Source organism: Enterobacter sp. 22499, from assembly GCF_052044815.1.
Taxonomy (GTDB): domain Bacteria; phylum Pseudomonadota; class Gammaproteobacteria; order Enterobacterales; family Enterobacteriaceae; genus Enterobacter; species Enterobacter bugandensis.
In genome coordinates this window covers 389,696-404,346 of sequence record NZ_JBQENR010000002.1, presented here as the reverse complement: position 1 = coordinate 404,346, position 14,651 = coordinate 389,696, and the positions used below count along the sequence as shown (strand labels likewise).

At 59.9% G+C, this 14,651-nt stretch carries 13 protein-coding genes; 10 read left to right on the top strand and 3 right to left on the bottom strand.

What is annotated here, in order from left to right:
• Positions 1 to 72: 72 nt before the first annotated feature.
• Complete coding sequence (nuoM, locus tag ACTJI7_RS09745; RefSeq protein ID WP_008500214.1) at positions 73 to 1,602, top strand: NADH-quinone oxidoreductase subunit M; 1,530 nt, start codon at positions 73 to 75, stop codon at positions 1,600 to 1,602.
• A gap of 6 nt (positions 1,603 to 1,608) precedes the next feature.
• A complete protein-coding gene (nuoN, locus tag ACTJI7_RS09740) occupies positions 1,609 to 3,066 on the top strand; it encodes an NADH-quinone oxidoreductase subunit NuoN (RefSeq protein ID WP_028013929.1) in 1,458 nt (485 codons plus the stop codon).
• 91 nt (positions 3,067 to 3,157) lie between these two features.
• Here the strand turns inward: nuoN and ACTJI7_RS09735 are convergent, their stop codons facing one another.
• Together ACTJI7_RS09735 and rbn are read right to left on the bottom strand one after the other, a co-directional pair.
• Positions 3,158 to 4,162: a chemotaxis protein gene (locus tag ACTJI7_RS09735; RefSeq protein ID WP_028013927.1), complete on the bottom strand. Its 1,005-nt coding sequence runs from the start codon at positions 4,160 to 4,162 to the stop codon at positions 3,158 to 3,160.
• 64 nt (positions 4,163 to 4,226) lie between these two features.
• Entirely contained in the window at positions 4,227 to 5,144 is a 918-nt protein-coding gene (gene rbn / locus ACTJI7_RS09730; protein WP_440670151.1) for a ribonuclease BN, read from the bottom strand.
• A gap of 71 nt (positions 5,145 to 5,215) precedes the next feature.
• Between rbn and ACTJI7_RS09725 the strand changes: the two genes are divergently transcribed.
• The 8 genes from ACTJI7_RS09725 to menE all read left to right on the top strand — a co-directional run bounded on the left by ACTJI7_RS09725 (position 5,216) and on the right by menE (position 13,126).
• Positions 5,216 to 5,677 (top strand): GNAT family N-acetyltransferase, encoded by a 462-nt coding sequence (locus ACTJI7_RS09725; RefSeq protein WP_045259696.1) that lies wholly within the window; start codon positions 5,216 to 5,218, stop codon positions 5,675 to 5,677.
• A 53-nt stretch (positions 5,678 to 5,730) separates the two neighbouring features.
• Positions 5,731 to 6,036, top strand: coding sequence for a stress response protein ElaB (elaB, locus tag ACTJI7_RS09720; protein ID WP_028013924.1), 306 nt, complete (start codon positions 5,731 to 5,733; stop codon positions 6,034 to 6,036).
• Between the two features lie 85 nt (positions 6,037 to 6,121).
• A complete protein-coding gene (menF, locus tag ACTJI7_RS09715; protein ID WP_048960709.1) occupies positions 6,122 to 7,417 on the top strand; it encodes an isochorismate synthase MenF in 1,296 nt (431 codons plus the stop codon).
• Positions 7,418 to 7,505: 88 nt separating this feature from the next.
• The gene (gene menD, locus ACTJI7_RS09710; RefSeq protein WP_192979346.1) at positions 7,506 to 9,176 is read left to right on the top strand and encodes a 2-succinyl-5-enolpyruvyl-6-hydroxy-3-cyclohexene-1-carboxylic-acid synthase; all 1,671 of its coding nucleotides are present in this window, start codon (positions 7,506 to 7,508) and stop codon (positions 9,174 to 9,176) included.
• Positions 9,173 to 9,949 (top strand): 2-succinyl-6-hydroxy-2,4-cyclohexadiene-1-carboxylate synthase, encoded by a 777-nt coding sequence (gene menH / locus ACTJI7_RS09705; protein ID WP_192979347.1) that lies wholly within the window; start codon positions 9,173 to 9,175, stop codon positions 9,947 to 9,949. Before menD ends, menH begins: the two co-directional genes overlap by 4 nt.
• Entirely contained in the window at positions 9,946 to 10,803 is an 858-nt protein-coding gene (menB, locus tag ACTJI7_RS09700) for a 1,4-dihydroxy-2-naphthoyl-CoA synthase (protein WP_045351809.1), read from the top strand. The genes menH and menB overlap by 4 nt, the downstream gene beginning before the upstream one ends.
• On the top strand, positions 10,803 to 11,768 hold the full coding sequence (menC, locus tag ACTJI7_RS09695; RefSeq protein WP_440670155.1) for an o-succinylbenzoate synthase: 966 nt from the start codon (positions 10,803 to 10,805) through the stop codon (positions 11,766 to 11,768). The genes menB and menC overlap by 1 nt, the downstream gene beginning before the upstream one ends.
• Positions 11,765 to 13,126 (top strand): o-succinylbenzoate--CoA ligase, encoded by a 1,362-nt coding sequence (gene menE / locus ACTJI7_RS09690; RefSeq protein WP_440670157.1) that lies wholly within the window; start codon positions 11,765 to 11,767, stop codon positions 13,124 to 13,126. The genes menC and menE overlap by 4 nt, the downstream gene beginning before the upstream one ends.
• Here the strand turns inward: menE and ACTJI7_RS09685 are convergent, their stop codons facing one another.
• Positions 13,127 to 14,641, bottom strand: coding sequence for a tripartite tricarboxylate transporter permease (locus ACTJI7_RS09685; protein WP_041908947.1), 1,515 nt, complete (start codon positions 14,639 to 14,641; stop codon positions 13,127 to 13,129). It lies immediately after the preceding gene.
• Positions 14,642 to 14,651 lie beyond the last annotated feature (10 nt).

The following is a 14,651-nucleotide window of genomic DNA, read 5'->3' as shown; positions in this document are numbered from 1 at the left end:
TAAGTGAATTTTATTCGAATTCGTTGAAAATCAGGCCCCTGCTGGGGGCCTTAAAAAGGAATGTAAATCGCCATGTTACTACCCTGGCTAATATTAATTCCCTTCATCGGCGGCTTCCTGTGCTGGCAGACCGAACGCTTTGGCGTGAAGATGCCGCGCTGGATCGCGCTGATCACCATGGGATTGACGCTCGCGCTTGGCCTGCAACTGTGGTTGCAGGGCGGTTACTCACTGACCCAGTCTGCGGGCATTCCGCAGTGGCAGTCTGAGTTCATCCTGCCGTGGATCCCGCGTTTCGGCATTACGATCCACCTGGCGATTGACGGTCTGTCGCTGCTGATGGTGGTGCTGACCGGTCTGCTTGGCGTTCTGGCGGTACTCTGCTCCTGGCGAGAAATCGAAAAATACCAGGGCTTCTTCCACCTGAACCTGATGTGGATCCTGGGCGGCGTGATCGGCGTGTTCCTTGCCATCGACATGTTCCTGTTCTTCTTCTTCTGGGAGATGATGCTGGTGCCGATGTACTTCCTGATCGCGCTGTGGGGCCACAAGGCGTCCGACGGTAAAACGCGTATCACGGCGGCAACCAAGTTCTTCATCTATACCCAGGCGAGCGGTCTGGTAATGCTGATTGCCATTCTGGCGCTGGTGTTCGTTCATCACAACGCAACCGGCACCTGGACCTTCAACTACGAAGACCTGCTGAAGACCCCGATGTCACACGGCGTTGAATACCTGCTGATGCTGGGCTTCTTCATTGCCTTCGCGGTGAAAATGCCGGTGGTTCCTCTGCACGGCTGGCTGCCAGACGCGCACTCCCAGGCACCAACGGCGGGTTCCGTTGACCTGGCGGGCATCCTGCTGAAAACGGCGGCCTACGGTCTGCTGCGTTTCGCACTGCCGCTGTTCCCGAATGCCTCCGCGGAGTTCGCTCCGATTGCCATGTGGCTGGGTGTGATCGGTATCTTCTACGGTGCCTGGATGGCCTTCACGCAATACGACATCAAGCGTCTGATTGCTTATACCTCCGTTTCCCACATGGGCTTCGTGCTGATTGCTATCTACACCGGCAGCCAGCTGGCGTACCAGGGCGCGGTGATCCAGATGATTGCGCACGGTCTGTCCGCAGCCGGTCTCTTCATCCTGTGCGGCCAGCTGTACGAACGTCTGCATACCCGCGACATGCGTATGATGGGTGGTCTGTGGAGCAAAATTAAATGGCTGCCAGCGCTCTCCATGTTCTTCGCGGTGGCTACCCTGGGGATGCCGGGTACCGGTAACTTCGTCGGCGAATTCATGATTCTGTTCGGCAGCTTCAAAGTGGTACCGGTGATTACCGTGATCTCCACCTTTGGTCTGGTGTTTGCTTCCGTGTACTCGCTGGCGATGCTGCACCGCGCTTACTTCGGTAAAGCGAAGAGCGAAATTGCTGCACAAGAACTGCCGGGGATGTCGCTGCGTGAGCTGTTCATCATCCTGCTGCTGGTCGTACTGCTGGTGCTGTTGGGCTTCTTCCCGCAGCCGATTCTGGATACCTCGCACAGCGCGATGGGCAATATCCAGCAGTGGTTTGTTAATTCTGTTTCTACTACAAGGCCGTAATTCGCCATGACAATAACTCCACAACAACTGATCGCGCTGCTACCGCTGCTGATCGTCGGATTGACGGTGGTGGTTGTGATGCTCTCCATTGCGTGGCGACGCAATCACTTCCTGAATGCCACGCTGTCGGTCATCGGCCTGAATGCCGCGTTAGTCTCACTCTGGTTTGTTGGCCAGGGCGGGGCGATGGACGTCACCCCGCTGATGCGCGTTGACGGTTACGCCATGCTCTACACCGGGCTGGTGCTGCTGGCGAGCCTGGCAACCTGTACCTTTGCTTACCCGTGGCTCGAAGGCTACAACGACAACAAAGAAGAGTTTTACCTGCTGGTACTGATTGCCGCGCTGGGCGGCATTCTGCTGGCGAATGCCAACCATCTGGCCGCGCTGTTCCTCGGTATTGAGCTGATCTCTCTGCCGCTGTTCGGCCTGATTGGTTACGCCTTCCGTCAGAAGCGCTCTCTGGAAGCGAGCATCAAGTACACCATTCTGTCTGCTGCCGCGTCGTCCTTCCTGCTGTTTGGTATTGCGTTGCTGTACGCTCAGTCCGGTAACCTCTCCTTCATGGCGCTCGGCAAGAGCCTCGGCGACGGCATGCTCCATGAGCCGCTGCTGCTGGCGGGTCTGGGCATGATGATCGTTGGCCTCGGCTTCAAGCTCTCTCTGGTTCCGTTCCACCTGTGGACGCCAGACGTATACCAGGGTGCGCCTGCTCCGGTGTCGACCTTCCTGGCGACGGCGAGCAAAATCGCTATCTTCGGTGTGGTCATGCGTCTGTTCCTGTACGCGCCGGTGGGTGATAGTGAAGCCGTTCGCGTGGTGCTGGGCATCATCGCGTTCGTCTCCATCATCTTCGGTAACCTGATGGCGCTGAGCCAGACCAACATCAAGCGTCTGCTGGGCTACTCGTCCATCTCTCATCTGGGCTACCTGCTGGTGGCGCTGATTGCGCTGCAGAGCGGTGAGATGTCGATGGAAGCCGTGGGCGTGTATCTGGCCGGTTACCTGTTCAGCAGCCTCGGCGCCTTCGGCGTGGTAAGCCTGATGTCCAGCCCGTACCGTGGTCCGGATGCCGATTCACTGTTCTCCTACCGTGGTCTGTTCTGGCACCGTCCAATTCTATCCGCGGTAATGACCGTGATGATGCTCTCTCTGGCGGGTATCCCGATGACGCTGGGCTTTATCGGTAAGTTCTACGTGCTGGCCGTCGGTGTGCAGGCGCACCTGTGGTGGCTGACTGCCGGTGTCGTTATCGGCTCCGCGATTGGCCTCTACTACTACCTGCGTGTGGCCGTGAGCCTGTACCTGAGCGCGCCTCAGCAGCTCAACCGCGATGCTCCAGGCAACTGGCAGTACAGCGCCGGTGGTATCGTGGTGCTTATCTCCGCGCTGCTGGTGCTGATCTTCGGTATCTATCCGCAGCCGCTGATTGATATCGTGCAGCGAGCGATGCCATTAATGTAAAAACAAAAAACCCGCCTCGGCGGGTTTTTTATGGTTTGCGCCCTCTCCCTGTGGAAGAGGGATGGGGTGAGGGCACCAGCCCGCACAGAACCTAAGCCAGCTGCTTCCTGCTTATAAGCGGCCCGCCAATCTTCTTCATGGAACGATCCAGCACTTCCTCAATCACCGACGACAGCTCGTTCAGCTCAAACTTCGCCACGTACCCGTCCGCCTTCACCTTGCGAATATGATCTTCGTTGGCGTTGCCGGAAAGGGAGGAGTGGATCACTACCGGAATATCCTTCAGAACCGGGTCGGTTTTGATTTTGCGCGTCAGCGTAAATCCGTCCATCTCCGGCATTTCGAGGTCGGTCAGCACCAGAGCGATCTTATCGGTGATGGGAACGCCTTCAGCCTGCGCCTGCGCGGCCAGAACCCCAATTTTTTCCCACGCGTCTTTGCCGGTGATGTGCAGCTGCGCTGGGATCTCCATCGCCTGTAGACCTTTCTCCAGCATCGAACGCGCCACTTTGGAATCTTCCGCCACAATCGCGACTGCGCCCGGCTTGATGTTGAACTTGGTGGTTTTCAGATTGGTGGCGTGCAGATCGTGGTTGGCTGGGGTGATGTCATAGAGGATCTGCTCAACGTCCAGCACCATCGCCAGATCGTTGGTATCCGTTTTCTCATCCAGGCAGGCAATGCTGGTGATATAGCGGCCGCTGACGGCGGTTTCCGCCGCGTGCACCTGCTTCCAGTCCAGACGCATGATGTTTTCAACCGACTCCACGGCAAAGGCCTGTACGCTGCGGGCATATTCGGTGATAAGCAGGATGTTCAGCCCGGTGGTAGGCTTACAGCCCGCCACGGCGGCCAGGTCGATCACCGGGATCACCTGATCGCGAATATTCACCATCCCCATCAGCGGTGATTTCATCCCGGCGGGTTTTGTGAATTCCGGCATCGGCACAATTTCACGCAGCTTAAAGACGTTAATGCCAAACAGCTCGGATTTATTTTCGTTCAGAGAGGTGCCAAGACGGAACAGCAACAGTTCAAAACGGTTCGACAGGGTGAGATTCGCCCTGTCATCAATATCTTTCTGGAAATTATCCATTCTACCCTCGAGAGAAATGCTGACCTTTTAATCGTTATCGGCATTCTGAGAGAAAAATGAAGGGCTAAACGCTGACCTTAGCGAAATCTTCGGCCAGCTCGCACGCCGGGAACACTGCCAGGCACTCTGCCAGCAGGCTTGCACACCCCCGCGCGTCGTAGCGGGAACTGATGTGAGTGACGATCAGCCTCCCGACGCCCGCGTCGCGGGCAAGCTGTGCCGCCTGACGCGTTGAGCTATGGCCGCGGCCGTTGGCTTTCTCTTCCATCGCCGTTTCTAGCGTGGCTTCGTGCACCATCACGTCAACGCCCTGGGCAAGCTGAAGGGCGGCAGGGCACGGGGCCGTGTCGCCAAAGATAGCCAGCTTCTTGCCCGGCTCGGGCGCGGCGAGATAATCCTGACCGTTGATGACGCGACCGTCCTCCAGCGTGACGGTCTCGCCGTGCTTCAGGCGCTGGAACAGCGGTCCGGGTTTTACGCCCGCGGCCATCAGCGCGGCGGCGTCCAGCGCGCCGGGTTTGTCATGCGCTTCAATGCGATAGCCATAGCACTCAACGGGATGATTCAGCGGCTGCGCGCTCACCTTATAATCACCGTCATCGAAAACCAGGCCTTCGCTAATCTCAACGATCTCCAGCGGATAATCGGTCCATGATCCGCTCAGGCGCAGCGCGGTTTCAACAAATTCACGCACACCCGCAGGCCCGTAAATCGTCAGCGGATTGGCGTTGCCGGCCATGGAGCGGCTGCACAGCAGGCCCGGCAGGCCAAACAGATGGTCGCCGTGCAGGTGAGTAATAAAAATTTTATCCAGCTTGCCGGGGTGATACGCGGTGTGCAGCAGCTGATGCTGCGTCCCTTCACCGCAGTCAAACAGCCACAGCCCGCCGCGGGTGGGGTGCTTAAGATCCAGCAGAATTGCCGTCACGTTTCGTGAGCGGGTTGGCACGCCAGCGGACGTACCCAGAAAAATCAGTTCCATAACGCAATCAGCCCTTTGCCGAACGGGGAGGGGTTTAGTATAACGTGATGAACCCCAGGAAGGAGAAAGAGATGATCCAGTGGCAAGATTTACATCATAGTGAGCTCACCGTTCATTCGCTCTACGCGCTGCTTAAACTGCGCTGCGAAGTGTTTGTGGTTGAACAGACGTGCCCGTATCAGGACATCGACGGGGATGACCTCGTTGGCGAAAACCGCCATATCCTCGGCTGGAAGGATAACGAGCTGGTGGCGTATGCGAGGATTCTGAAAAGCGAGGACGATGTCGAGCCCGTGGTGATAGGCCGCGTCATTATCAGCGGTAACGCTCGGGGTGAGAAACTGGGCTATCAGCTGATGGAAAAAACGCTGGAGTCATGCCAGAAACAGTGGCCGGACAAGGCGTTATACCTGGGCGCGCAGGCGCACCTGCAATCCTTCTACGGTCATTTCGGTTTTATGCCGGTCACCGAGGTGTACGACGAAGACGGTATTCCGCACATCGGCATGGCGCGGGAAGCGAAACAGGCGTAATGGCGCGTCGTTGTCTATAGTTAGCGGACTGGTGTACTAACATGGAGAAAAATATGTCATTTCAATCCTGGGATACCCGTATCGACGACGACCTGACCTTACTGAGCGAAACGCTGGAAGAGGTGTTACGTTCCTCGGGCGACCCTGCCGATCAGAAATATATCGAGCTGAAAGCCCGTGCCGAGCAGGCGCTCCACGACGTTAAAAACCGCGTCAGCCATGCGTCTGATACTTACTACTACCGCGCCAAAAAAGCGGTTTATCGTGCCGATGATTACGTCCATGAAAAACCGTGGCAGGGCATTGGGGTGGGCGCAGCCGTAGGGCTGGTGCTGGGTCTGCTGCTGGCCCGTCGTTAAGCCGTTTAACCACTCCCTATACGTGGGTACTGATATTTCTTATGGTACCCCGTATAATATGAGGTTTTAACAGGGAGAGGTTCGCGTGAATTCGATTTTCCTCGCGCTGGAACAATTACGTAGCCATCTTTCGCAAGCGTTACCTGCCACATCCGGCCTGCGTCATTTCGACGTCTCTTTCCCGTTAAACGATGCCTTCGATCCCCTTGCCTGGCTGGGCGAGCAGCAGTGCTATCCTCAGTTTTACTGGCAACAGCGTAACGGCGATGAAGAGCTGGCCGCGCTGGGAGCGGTCGTCCAATTCTCCTCTCTGGCGTTAGCCTCGCAGTTTTTAAGTGCGCAACACGCCCCTGAAGATACCCGAATCTGCGGCCTGAACGCGTTTAACCCGGAGCAGGGCAGCCTCTTTTTACCGCGTCTGCTGTGGCGACGTACCGCTGGCAACGCCACGTTGCGTCTGCAGCTGTGGAGCGACAGCTCGCTTGAGGACGATGCAGACACCGCGCGGGCGTTCTTACAGCAACTGCTTCCCGCCAGACCGATCCGTCCGCTCTCCGTGCAGGTTGAGCGCGAAACCCATCACCCGGAAAAACCGCAATGGCTTAGCCTTATCGGCAAAGCGACAGAGACAATTGCACGCGGTGATTTCGAAAAGGTCGTTCTCGCCCGAGCCACCGACCTGCAGTGTAAACAGCGCGTTAACCCCGTCGCGCTGATGGCCGCCAGCCGCGCCCTGAATTTAAACTGCTATCATTTCTGCATGATATTCGACGCCAGCAACGCGTTTCTCGGCTCCACGCCCGAGCGTCTCTGGCGGCGGCGCGGCAATCTGCTGCGCACCGAAGCGTTGGCGGGCACCGTCGCCAGCCATACTGACGATAAACAGGCGCAGCGTCTGGGCGAGTGGCTGCTGAATGACGATAAAAACCAGCGCGAAAATATGCTGGTGGTGGAAGATATCTGCCAGCGTCTTCAACACCATACGCAGACGCTGGAGGTGTTGCCGGCTCAGGTCGTCCGCCTGCGCAAAGTGCAGCACTTACGCCGCTGTATCTGGACCGAGCTCAAGCAGGCCGACGATGAGCTGTGCCTGCACGTGCTACAGCCGACGGCGGCGGTTGCCGGGCTTCCGCGACAGCCAGCGCGCGAGTTTATTCAGCACGTTGAACCCTTTAACCGCGAGTGGTACGCCGGTTCGGCCGGGTATTTATCCCCCGAACAAAGCGAATTCTGCGTGGCGCTGCGCTCGGCGCGCGTACAGGAAGACGCTCTGCGGCTTTACGCCGGAGCGGGCATTGTCAGCGGCTCTGACCCGGAGCAGGAGTGGCAGGAGATCGAAAACAAAGCCGCCGGATTGCGCTCTCTGCTCCTAAGGGATTAATACTGATTCGCGCAATCCCGATTCATATCAAAATTCCAATTTTTTCTATTATTTATACTGTGTCGCATTCTTGATACCGGACAATCTCATGTCAGTAAGTTCTTTTAACCGACGCTGGGCGGCGGTGATCCTTGAAGCCCTGACGCGCCATGGCGTCAGGCACGTGTGTATTGCACCGGGTTCTCGCTCAACGCCGCTGACGCTGGCGGCGGCTGAAAACCGGGCGTTTGTTCACCACACCCACTTTGACGAGCGAGGTCTGGGACATCTCGCGCTCGGGCTGGCGAAGGTCAGCAAAGAACCCGTGGCGGTGATTGTCACTTCCGGTACCGCCGTGGCGAACCTCTATCCGGCCCTGATTGAAGCCGGGTTAACCGGTGAAAAACTGATCCTGCTGACGGCCGACCGTCCGCCTGAGCTAATCGACTGCGGCGCCAATCAGGCCATTCGCCAGCCCGGACTTTTTTCTACGCACCCTTCGCAGACGGTTTCGTTACCGCGTCCCACCCAGGATATTCCTGCAAGCTGGCTGGTCTCCACCGTCGATCACGCCATGGCGACATTGCGCAGCGGGGCGCTGCATATCAACTGCCCGTTTGCCGAGCCGCTGTACGGCGAGCTGGACGATACCGGCCTTGACTGGCAGCGGTCGCTCGGCGAATGGTGGCAGAGCGAAAAGCCGTGGCTGCGCGAGCAGACGCATCTTGAGAGCGCGAAACAGCGCGACTGGTTCTTCTGGCGGCAGAAGCGAGGCGTGGTCATCGCCGGGCGCATGAGCGCCGCCGAAGGCAGGCTGGTCGCCGAATGGGCGCAAATCCTCGGCTGGCCGCTGATTGGCGACGTGCTTTCCCAGACCGGCCAGCCGCTGCCATGCGCCGATCTCTGGCTGGGTAACGCGAAAGCGGTTACTGAGCTTTCGCAGGCGCAGATTGTGGTCCAGATCGGCGCAAGCCTGACCGGAAAACGTCTGCTGCAGTGGCAGGCGACCTGCACGCCGGAAGAGTACTGGGTGGTGGACGCGCTGGAAGGGCGGCTTGACCCGGCGCACCATCGCGGCCGTCGTCTGGTGAGCAAAATTGATAGCTGGCTGGAACTGCACCCGGCGGAAAAACGTCAGCCCTGGGCGGTGGCGATCCCTGAGCTGTCGCGTCAGGCGTGGGAAATCACCAAAGCGCGCTGTGAGACATTCAGCGAGGCCGGGCTGGCGCACCGTATTCGCCAATACCTGCCGGAACAGGGGCAGCTGTTTGTCGGCAACAGCCTGGTCGTGCGGCTGATCGATGCCTTTTCGCAGCTGCCGGCGGGCTACCCGGTGTACAGCAACCGCGGTGCCAGCGGCATCGACGGGCTGATCTCGACGGCGGCGGGGGTGCAGCGCGCCAGCGCGAAATCGACGCTGGCGATCGTGGGCGATCTCTCCGCGCTCTACGATCTTAACGCGCTGGCGCTACTGCGTCAGGCGTCCGCGCCGTTTGTGCTGATTGTGGTCAACAACAACGGCGGGCAGATTTTCTCCCTGTTGCCAACGCCCCAGAGCGAGCGCGAGCGCTTCTACCTGATGCCGCAGAACGTGCAGTTTGAACACGCCGCGGCGATGTTCAGCCTGAAATACCATCGCCCGGAAAGCTGGGAACAGCTGGAAGCGGCGTTAAGCACCGCCTGGAAGCAGCCGGGCGCGACGCTGATTGAGCTGGTGGTGAACGAGGCCGATGGCGCGCAGACCCTGCAAAGCCTGCTGGCGCAGGTGAGCCAGCTGTGATCCTCTCGGGCGTGCAGCAGGCCGGAAAAGCAGGCTATCCCTGGCTGGTCTTTTTGCACGGTTTTTCCGGCGACTGCCGCGAGTGGCAGGCTGTCGGGAAGCAACTTGGCGAGTATTCCCGGCTCTATCTTGACCTGCCGGGCCACGGTGAGTCCGGGAATATTGCCGTGACGGGGTTCGACGAGATGAGCACGTTACTTACCCGAACCCTGCTTAGTTACAACATACTGGACTACTGGCTGGTGGGGTACTCCCTCGGCGGCCGCGTTGCGATGTTTCATGCCTGCCAGCAGCCAAAGGGGCTGCTGGGGGTGATCGTTGAAGGTGGACATCCGGGCCTGCTTGATGAGGATGAGCGTCACGCGCGGTGGACATCCGACCGCCGCTGGGCGACGCGTTTTCGCACCGAACCGCTGGAAAAGGTCTTTACCGACTGGTATCAACAGCCGGTATTTGCTTCCCTCACTGACCACCAGCGCAAGGCGCTTATTGCCCTGCGCAGCCAGAACAACGGCGCGACGCTGGCGAAGATGCTTGAAGCAACGTCGCTGGCCGTGCAGCCCGATTTGCGTGCCGCGATTAGCGTATGCAATTTCCCTTTTGACTATATCTACGGTGAACGTGACAAGAAGTTCGCGGCCCTGGCCGCTGAACTGGACGCCGTTCGCCATGCGATTCCAAACGCCGGACACAACGCTCACCGGGAAAATCCCGACGCGGTTGCCGCGAGTCTGGCTCAGATACTGCGTCTTCGAATAAAGGACACTCTATGATCTATCCTGATGAACACATGCTTTATGCGCCGGTTGAATGGCAGGACTGCTCCGAAGGCTACACCGACATTCGTTACCACAAATCCGCCGACGGCATTGCCAAAATCACCATCAACCGTCCGCAGGTGCGTAACGCCTTCCGTCCGCTGACCGTCAAAGAGATGATTCAGGCCCTGGCGGATGCGCGCTACGACGACAATATCGGCGTGATCGTGCTGACCGGTGAAGGCGAGAAGGCCTTCTGCTCCGGTGGCGATCAGAAGGTGCGCGGCGACTACGGCGGATACCAGGACGATGCGGGTACGCACCACCTGAATGTCCTCGATTTCCAGCGCCAGATCCGCACCTGCCCGAAACCGGTTGTCGCGATGGTGGCGGGCTACTCCATCGGCGGCGGCCACGTGCTGCACATGATGTGCGACCTGACCATTGCTGCTGAAAACGCCATCTTCGGCCAGACCGGCCCGAAAGTGGGCTCCTTCGACGGCGGCTGGGGTGCCTCTTATATGGCGCGCATCGTCGGGCAGAAAAAAGCTCGCGAAATCTGGTTCCTGTGCCGCCAGTACAACGCACAGGAAGCGCTGGATATGGGCCTGGTGAATACCGTGGTGCCCCTTGCCGATCTCGAAAAAGAGACCGTGCGCTGGTGCCGCGAGATGCTGCAAAACAGCCCGATGGCGCTGCGTTGCCTGAAAGCGGCACTCAATGCCGACTGTGACGGTCAGGCGGGTCTGCAGGAGCTGGCGGGTAACGCCACCATGCTGTTCTACATGACCGAAGAGGGTCAGGAAGGACGCAACGCGTTTAACGAAAAACGCCAGCCAGACTTCAGCAAATACAAACGGAACCCGTAATGCGTCGTGCGCAGGTTTACCGCTGGCAGATACCGATGGACGCGGGCGTGGTGCTGCGTGAACGGCGGTTAAAAACCCGTGACGGCTTCTTCGTGCATCTTCAGCAGGACGAGCAGGAAGGCTGGGGCGAGATTTCGCCTCTGCCGGGCTTTAGCCTGGAGTCGCTGGATGAGGCGCAGTCTGCATTGCTGACGTGGGTAAAGGCGTGGCGTGAGGGCGCAAACCCGGCGTTACCGGACGCGCCTTCCGCCGCCTTTGGCATCAGCTGCGCGCTGGCGGAGCTGGACGGTAGCCTGCCGGAAGAAGCTAACTATCGCGCGGCACCGCTCTGCACGGGCGACCCGGACGAGCTGTTCGCGCTGCTCGCCGCCATGCCGGGCGAGAAAGTGGCGAAAATCAAAGTCGGTCTCTACGAAGCGGTGCGTGACGGCATGGTCGCCAACCTGCTGCTGGAAGCAATCCCCGATCTGCACCTGCGTCTGGATGCCAACCGCGCGTGGACGCCGCTTAAGGCGCAGCAGTTCGCCAGGTACATCAACCCGGCGTACCGCAGCCGCATTGCCTTCCTCGAAGAACCGTGCAAAACCCGCGATGACTCGCGCGCCTTTGCCCGCGAAACGGGGATCGCCATCGCCTGGGATGAAAGCCTGCGCGAGGACGATTTTGAATTTGTCGCCGAGCCCGGCGTCAGCGCGGTGGTGATTAAGCCGACGCTAACCGGCAGCCTGGCGAAGGTGCGCGAGCAGGTCTCGGCGGCGCACGCGCTGGGGCTGACGGCGGTGATCAGCTCGTCGATAGAGTCCAGCCTGGGGCTGACCCAGCTGGCGCGCATTGCCGCCTGGTTAACGCCGGACACGGTTCCCGGCCTCGACACGCTGAACCTGATGCAGGCTCAGCTTCTCCGCAAGTGGCCTGCCAGCACGCTGCCGTGCCTCGACGCAGAGGCGCTGGAGCCGTTGCTATGAGTTTTACCGACTGGCCCTGGCGTCACTGGCGCGCGCTTTTTGCCGATAAACCGGCCCTGAGGCTGAATGATGAAGCGCTCACCTGGCAGCAGTTGTGCGTGCGCGTCGACCGCCTTGCGGCAGGGTTTCACCAGCAGGGCGTGGCGGAGGGCGACGGCGTACTGCTGCTGGCCTATAACCACCCGCAAACGCTGCTGGCATGGCTGGCGCTGCTTCAGTGCGGGGCACGTATTCTTCCCGTTAATCCGCAGCTGCCGCGCCCGCTGCTCGACGTGCTGATCCCGCAGATGACGCTGCGCTTTGCGCTGGTGCTGGACGGCAGCTACGACGGCCTTCACGGCCTGAGCATGTGCGAGCCAGCGGATGCGTACTGCGCTGCGTGGCAGCCGTCGCGGCTGGCCACCATGACGCTCACCTCCGGCTCCACCGGGCTGCCGAAGGCGGCGGTGCATACCTGTGCCGCCCATCTTGCCAGCGCCCTCGGCGTGCTGTCGCTGATGCCCTACGGGGATAATGACGACTGGCTGCTTTCGCTGCCGCTGTTTCACGTTTCCGGCCAGGGGATTTTATGGCGCTGGCTGCAGGCCGGTGCGCGCTTAACCGTGCGCGAGAAGCAGCCGCTGGAGCAGGCGCTACGCGGCTGCACCCACGCCTCGCTGGTGCCGACCCAGCTCTGGCGTCTCCTGAATAGCGAAAGCCACATCGCACTGAAAGCGGTGCTGCTCGGCGGGGCGGCCATTCCCGTGACGCTGACGCAAAAGGCCCGGGAACAGGGCGTTCGGACGTACTGCGGCTACGGCCTCACCGAGTTTGCCTCTACCGTCTGCGCAAAAGAGGCTGACGGCGATCCGGACGTGGGCCGTGCGCTGCCGGGCAGAGAGGTGCAGGTTGTTAACGGTGAAGTCTGGATCAAAGCGCAGAGCATGGCTTCCGGCTACTGGCGGGACGGCGCCCTGATACCGCTGACCAACGCGCAAGGCTGGTTTGCCACTCGCGATCGTGGGGAATGGCATGGCGACCGTCTGACGATTTTAGGCCGCATGGACAATCTCTTTTTCAGCGGTGGAGAGGGGATCCAGCCGGAATCGCTGGAGCGCGTTATCGCCGCGCATCCGCAGATTAACCAGGTGTTTATCGTCCCGCTGGATGACGCCGAGTTTGGACAGCGTCCGGTGGCGGTGGTGGAGTGCGAGCCGGGAACGGATATCACCCGTTTCCCGACCTGGGTACAGGGCAGGCTGGCGCGCTTTGAGCAGCCCGTTCACTGGCTGGTGCTGCCGTCTGAGCTAAAAAATGGCGGGATTAAGATCTCCCGCCAGGCGTTAAAGCAGTGGGTCAATGCCCAGCTGTCCGTATAGTTAGCCGATATCCGGCTCCGGTTTGCGCTGGCGACGACGCAGCAGGCGCAACACCGGCGGCACCACAATCACCATGACCGCGAGAGCTAACAGAACCTTCGCGACGCTGCTGTCCCACAGTATCGACACATTACCGTTGCTGATGGACAGGGCGCGGCGCAGGTTCTGCTCCAGCATCTCACCCAGCACAAAGCCCAAAATCAGCGGAGACATTGGGAAGTGCATTTTTCGCAGGATGTAGCCGAACACGCCGAGGACCACCATCAGCACCAGGTCAAACGTGGTGCTGTGCACCGCGTAAACCCCCACCGCAGAGACGGCGGCAATGGCGGGTACCAGGAACCACAGCGGAATCGTCAGCATGCGGGTGAACAGCCCAATCAGCGGGATATTCATCACCAGCAGCATCACGTTGGCGATCAGCAGCGCGGCAATCAGCCCCCAGACAATATCAGGCTGCTCGGTAAACATCGCCGGGCCGGGCGTAATGTTATAGAGCGTCAGCGCGCCCATCATCACCGCCGTGGTGCCGGATCCCGGCACGCCCAGGGTCAGCATCGGGATAAACGAGCCGCAGGCCGAGGCGTTATTGGCCGCCTCAGGCGCGGCGACGCCGCGAATATCGCCTTTACCAAAGCTGTCGCTATTGCCGCTGAGCTTCTTCTCGGTCATGTAGGTGATGGCGCTGGCGATAGTGGCCCCGGCGCCCGGCAGGATGCCGACGAAGAAGCCAATCACCGACGAGCGCAGCGTGGCGCCGATGCACTGCGCGCCCTCTTTAGCGCTAAAGAGCATCCGGCCGGTTTTGCGCACCAGCGTCTGCCCGCTGCTGGTATGCTCCAGCATCAGTAAGATCTCAGAAACAGAGAACAGGCCGATCACGACGACAATGAACTGCACGCCATCGGACAGGTGAACGCTGTCGAAGGTAAAGCGATAGACCCCGGTGTTGGCATCCACGCCGACGGTGGCTAACCCTAAGCCAATCAGCGCGGATAAAAACGACTTCAGCGGATTTTGCGCCATCATGCTGCCGAGGCAGGCAATGGCGAACACCATCAGGGCAAAATATTCTGCCGGACCAAACGCCAGCGACCACTGGGCCAGCGCAGGAGCGAACAGAATAATGCCGCCAATGGCAATCAGTGAGCCAAAGAATGAACTGACCGCAGAGATGGAGAGCGCCACGCCGCCGCGTCCCTGCCGCGCCATTGGGTAGCCGTCCAGCGCGGTCATGATCGCCGCCGCATCCCCCGGCACGTTAAGCAGGATCGACGAAATGCGTCCGCCATATTCACAGCCGATGTAGACCGTTGCCAGCAGGATCAGCGCCGATTCCGCAGGCAGATGCAGGGCAAACGCCAGCGGGAGTAAAATCGCCACGCCGTTGATCGGCCCAAGGCCCGGCAGCAGGCCGACAATCGTGCCCACGAAACAGCCGATCAGGGCGATCACCAGGTTTTCCGGGGTCATCGCCACGGCGAACCCCTGCGAAAGGTAAATCCAGGTATCCATAGCGTGCTCC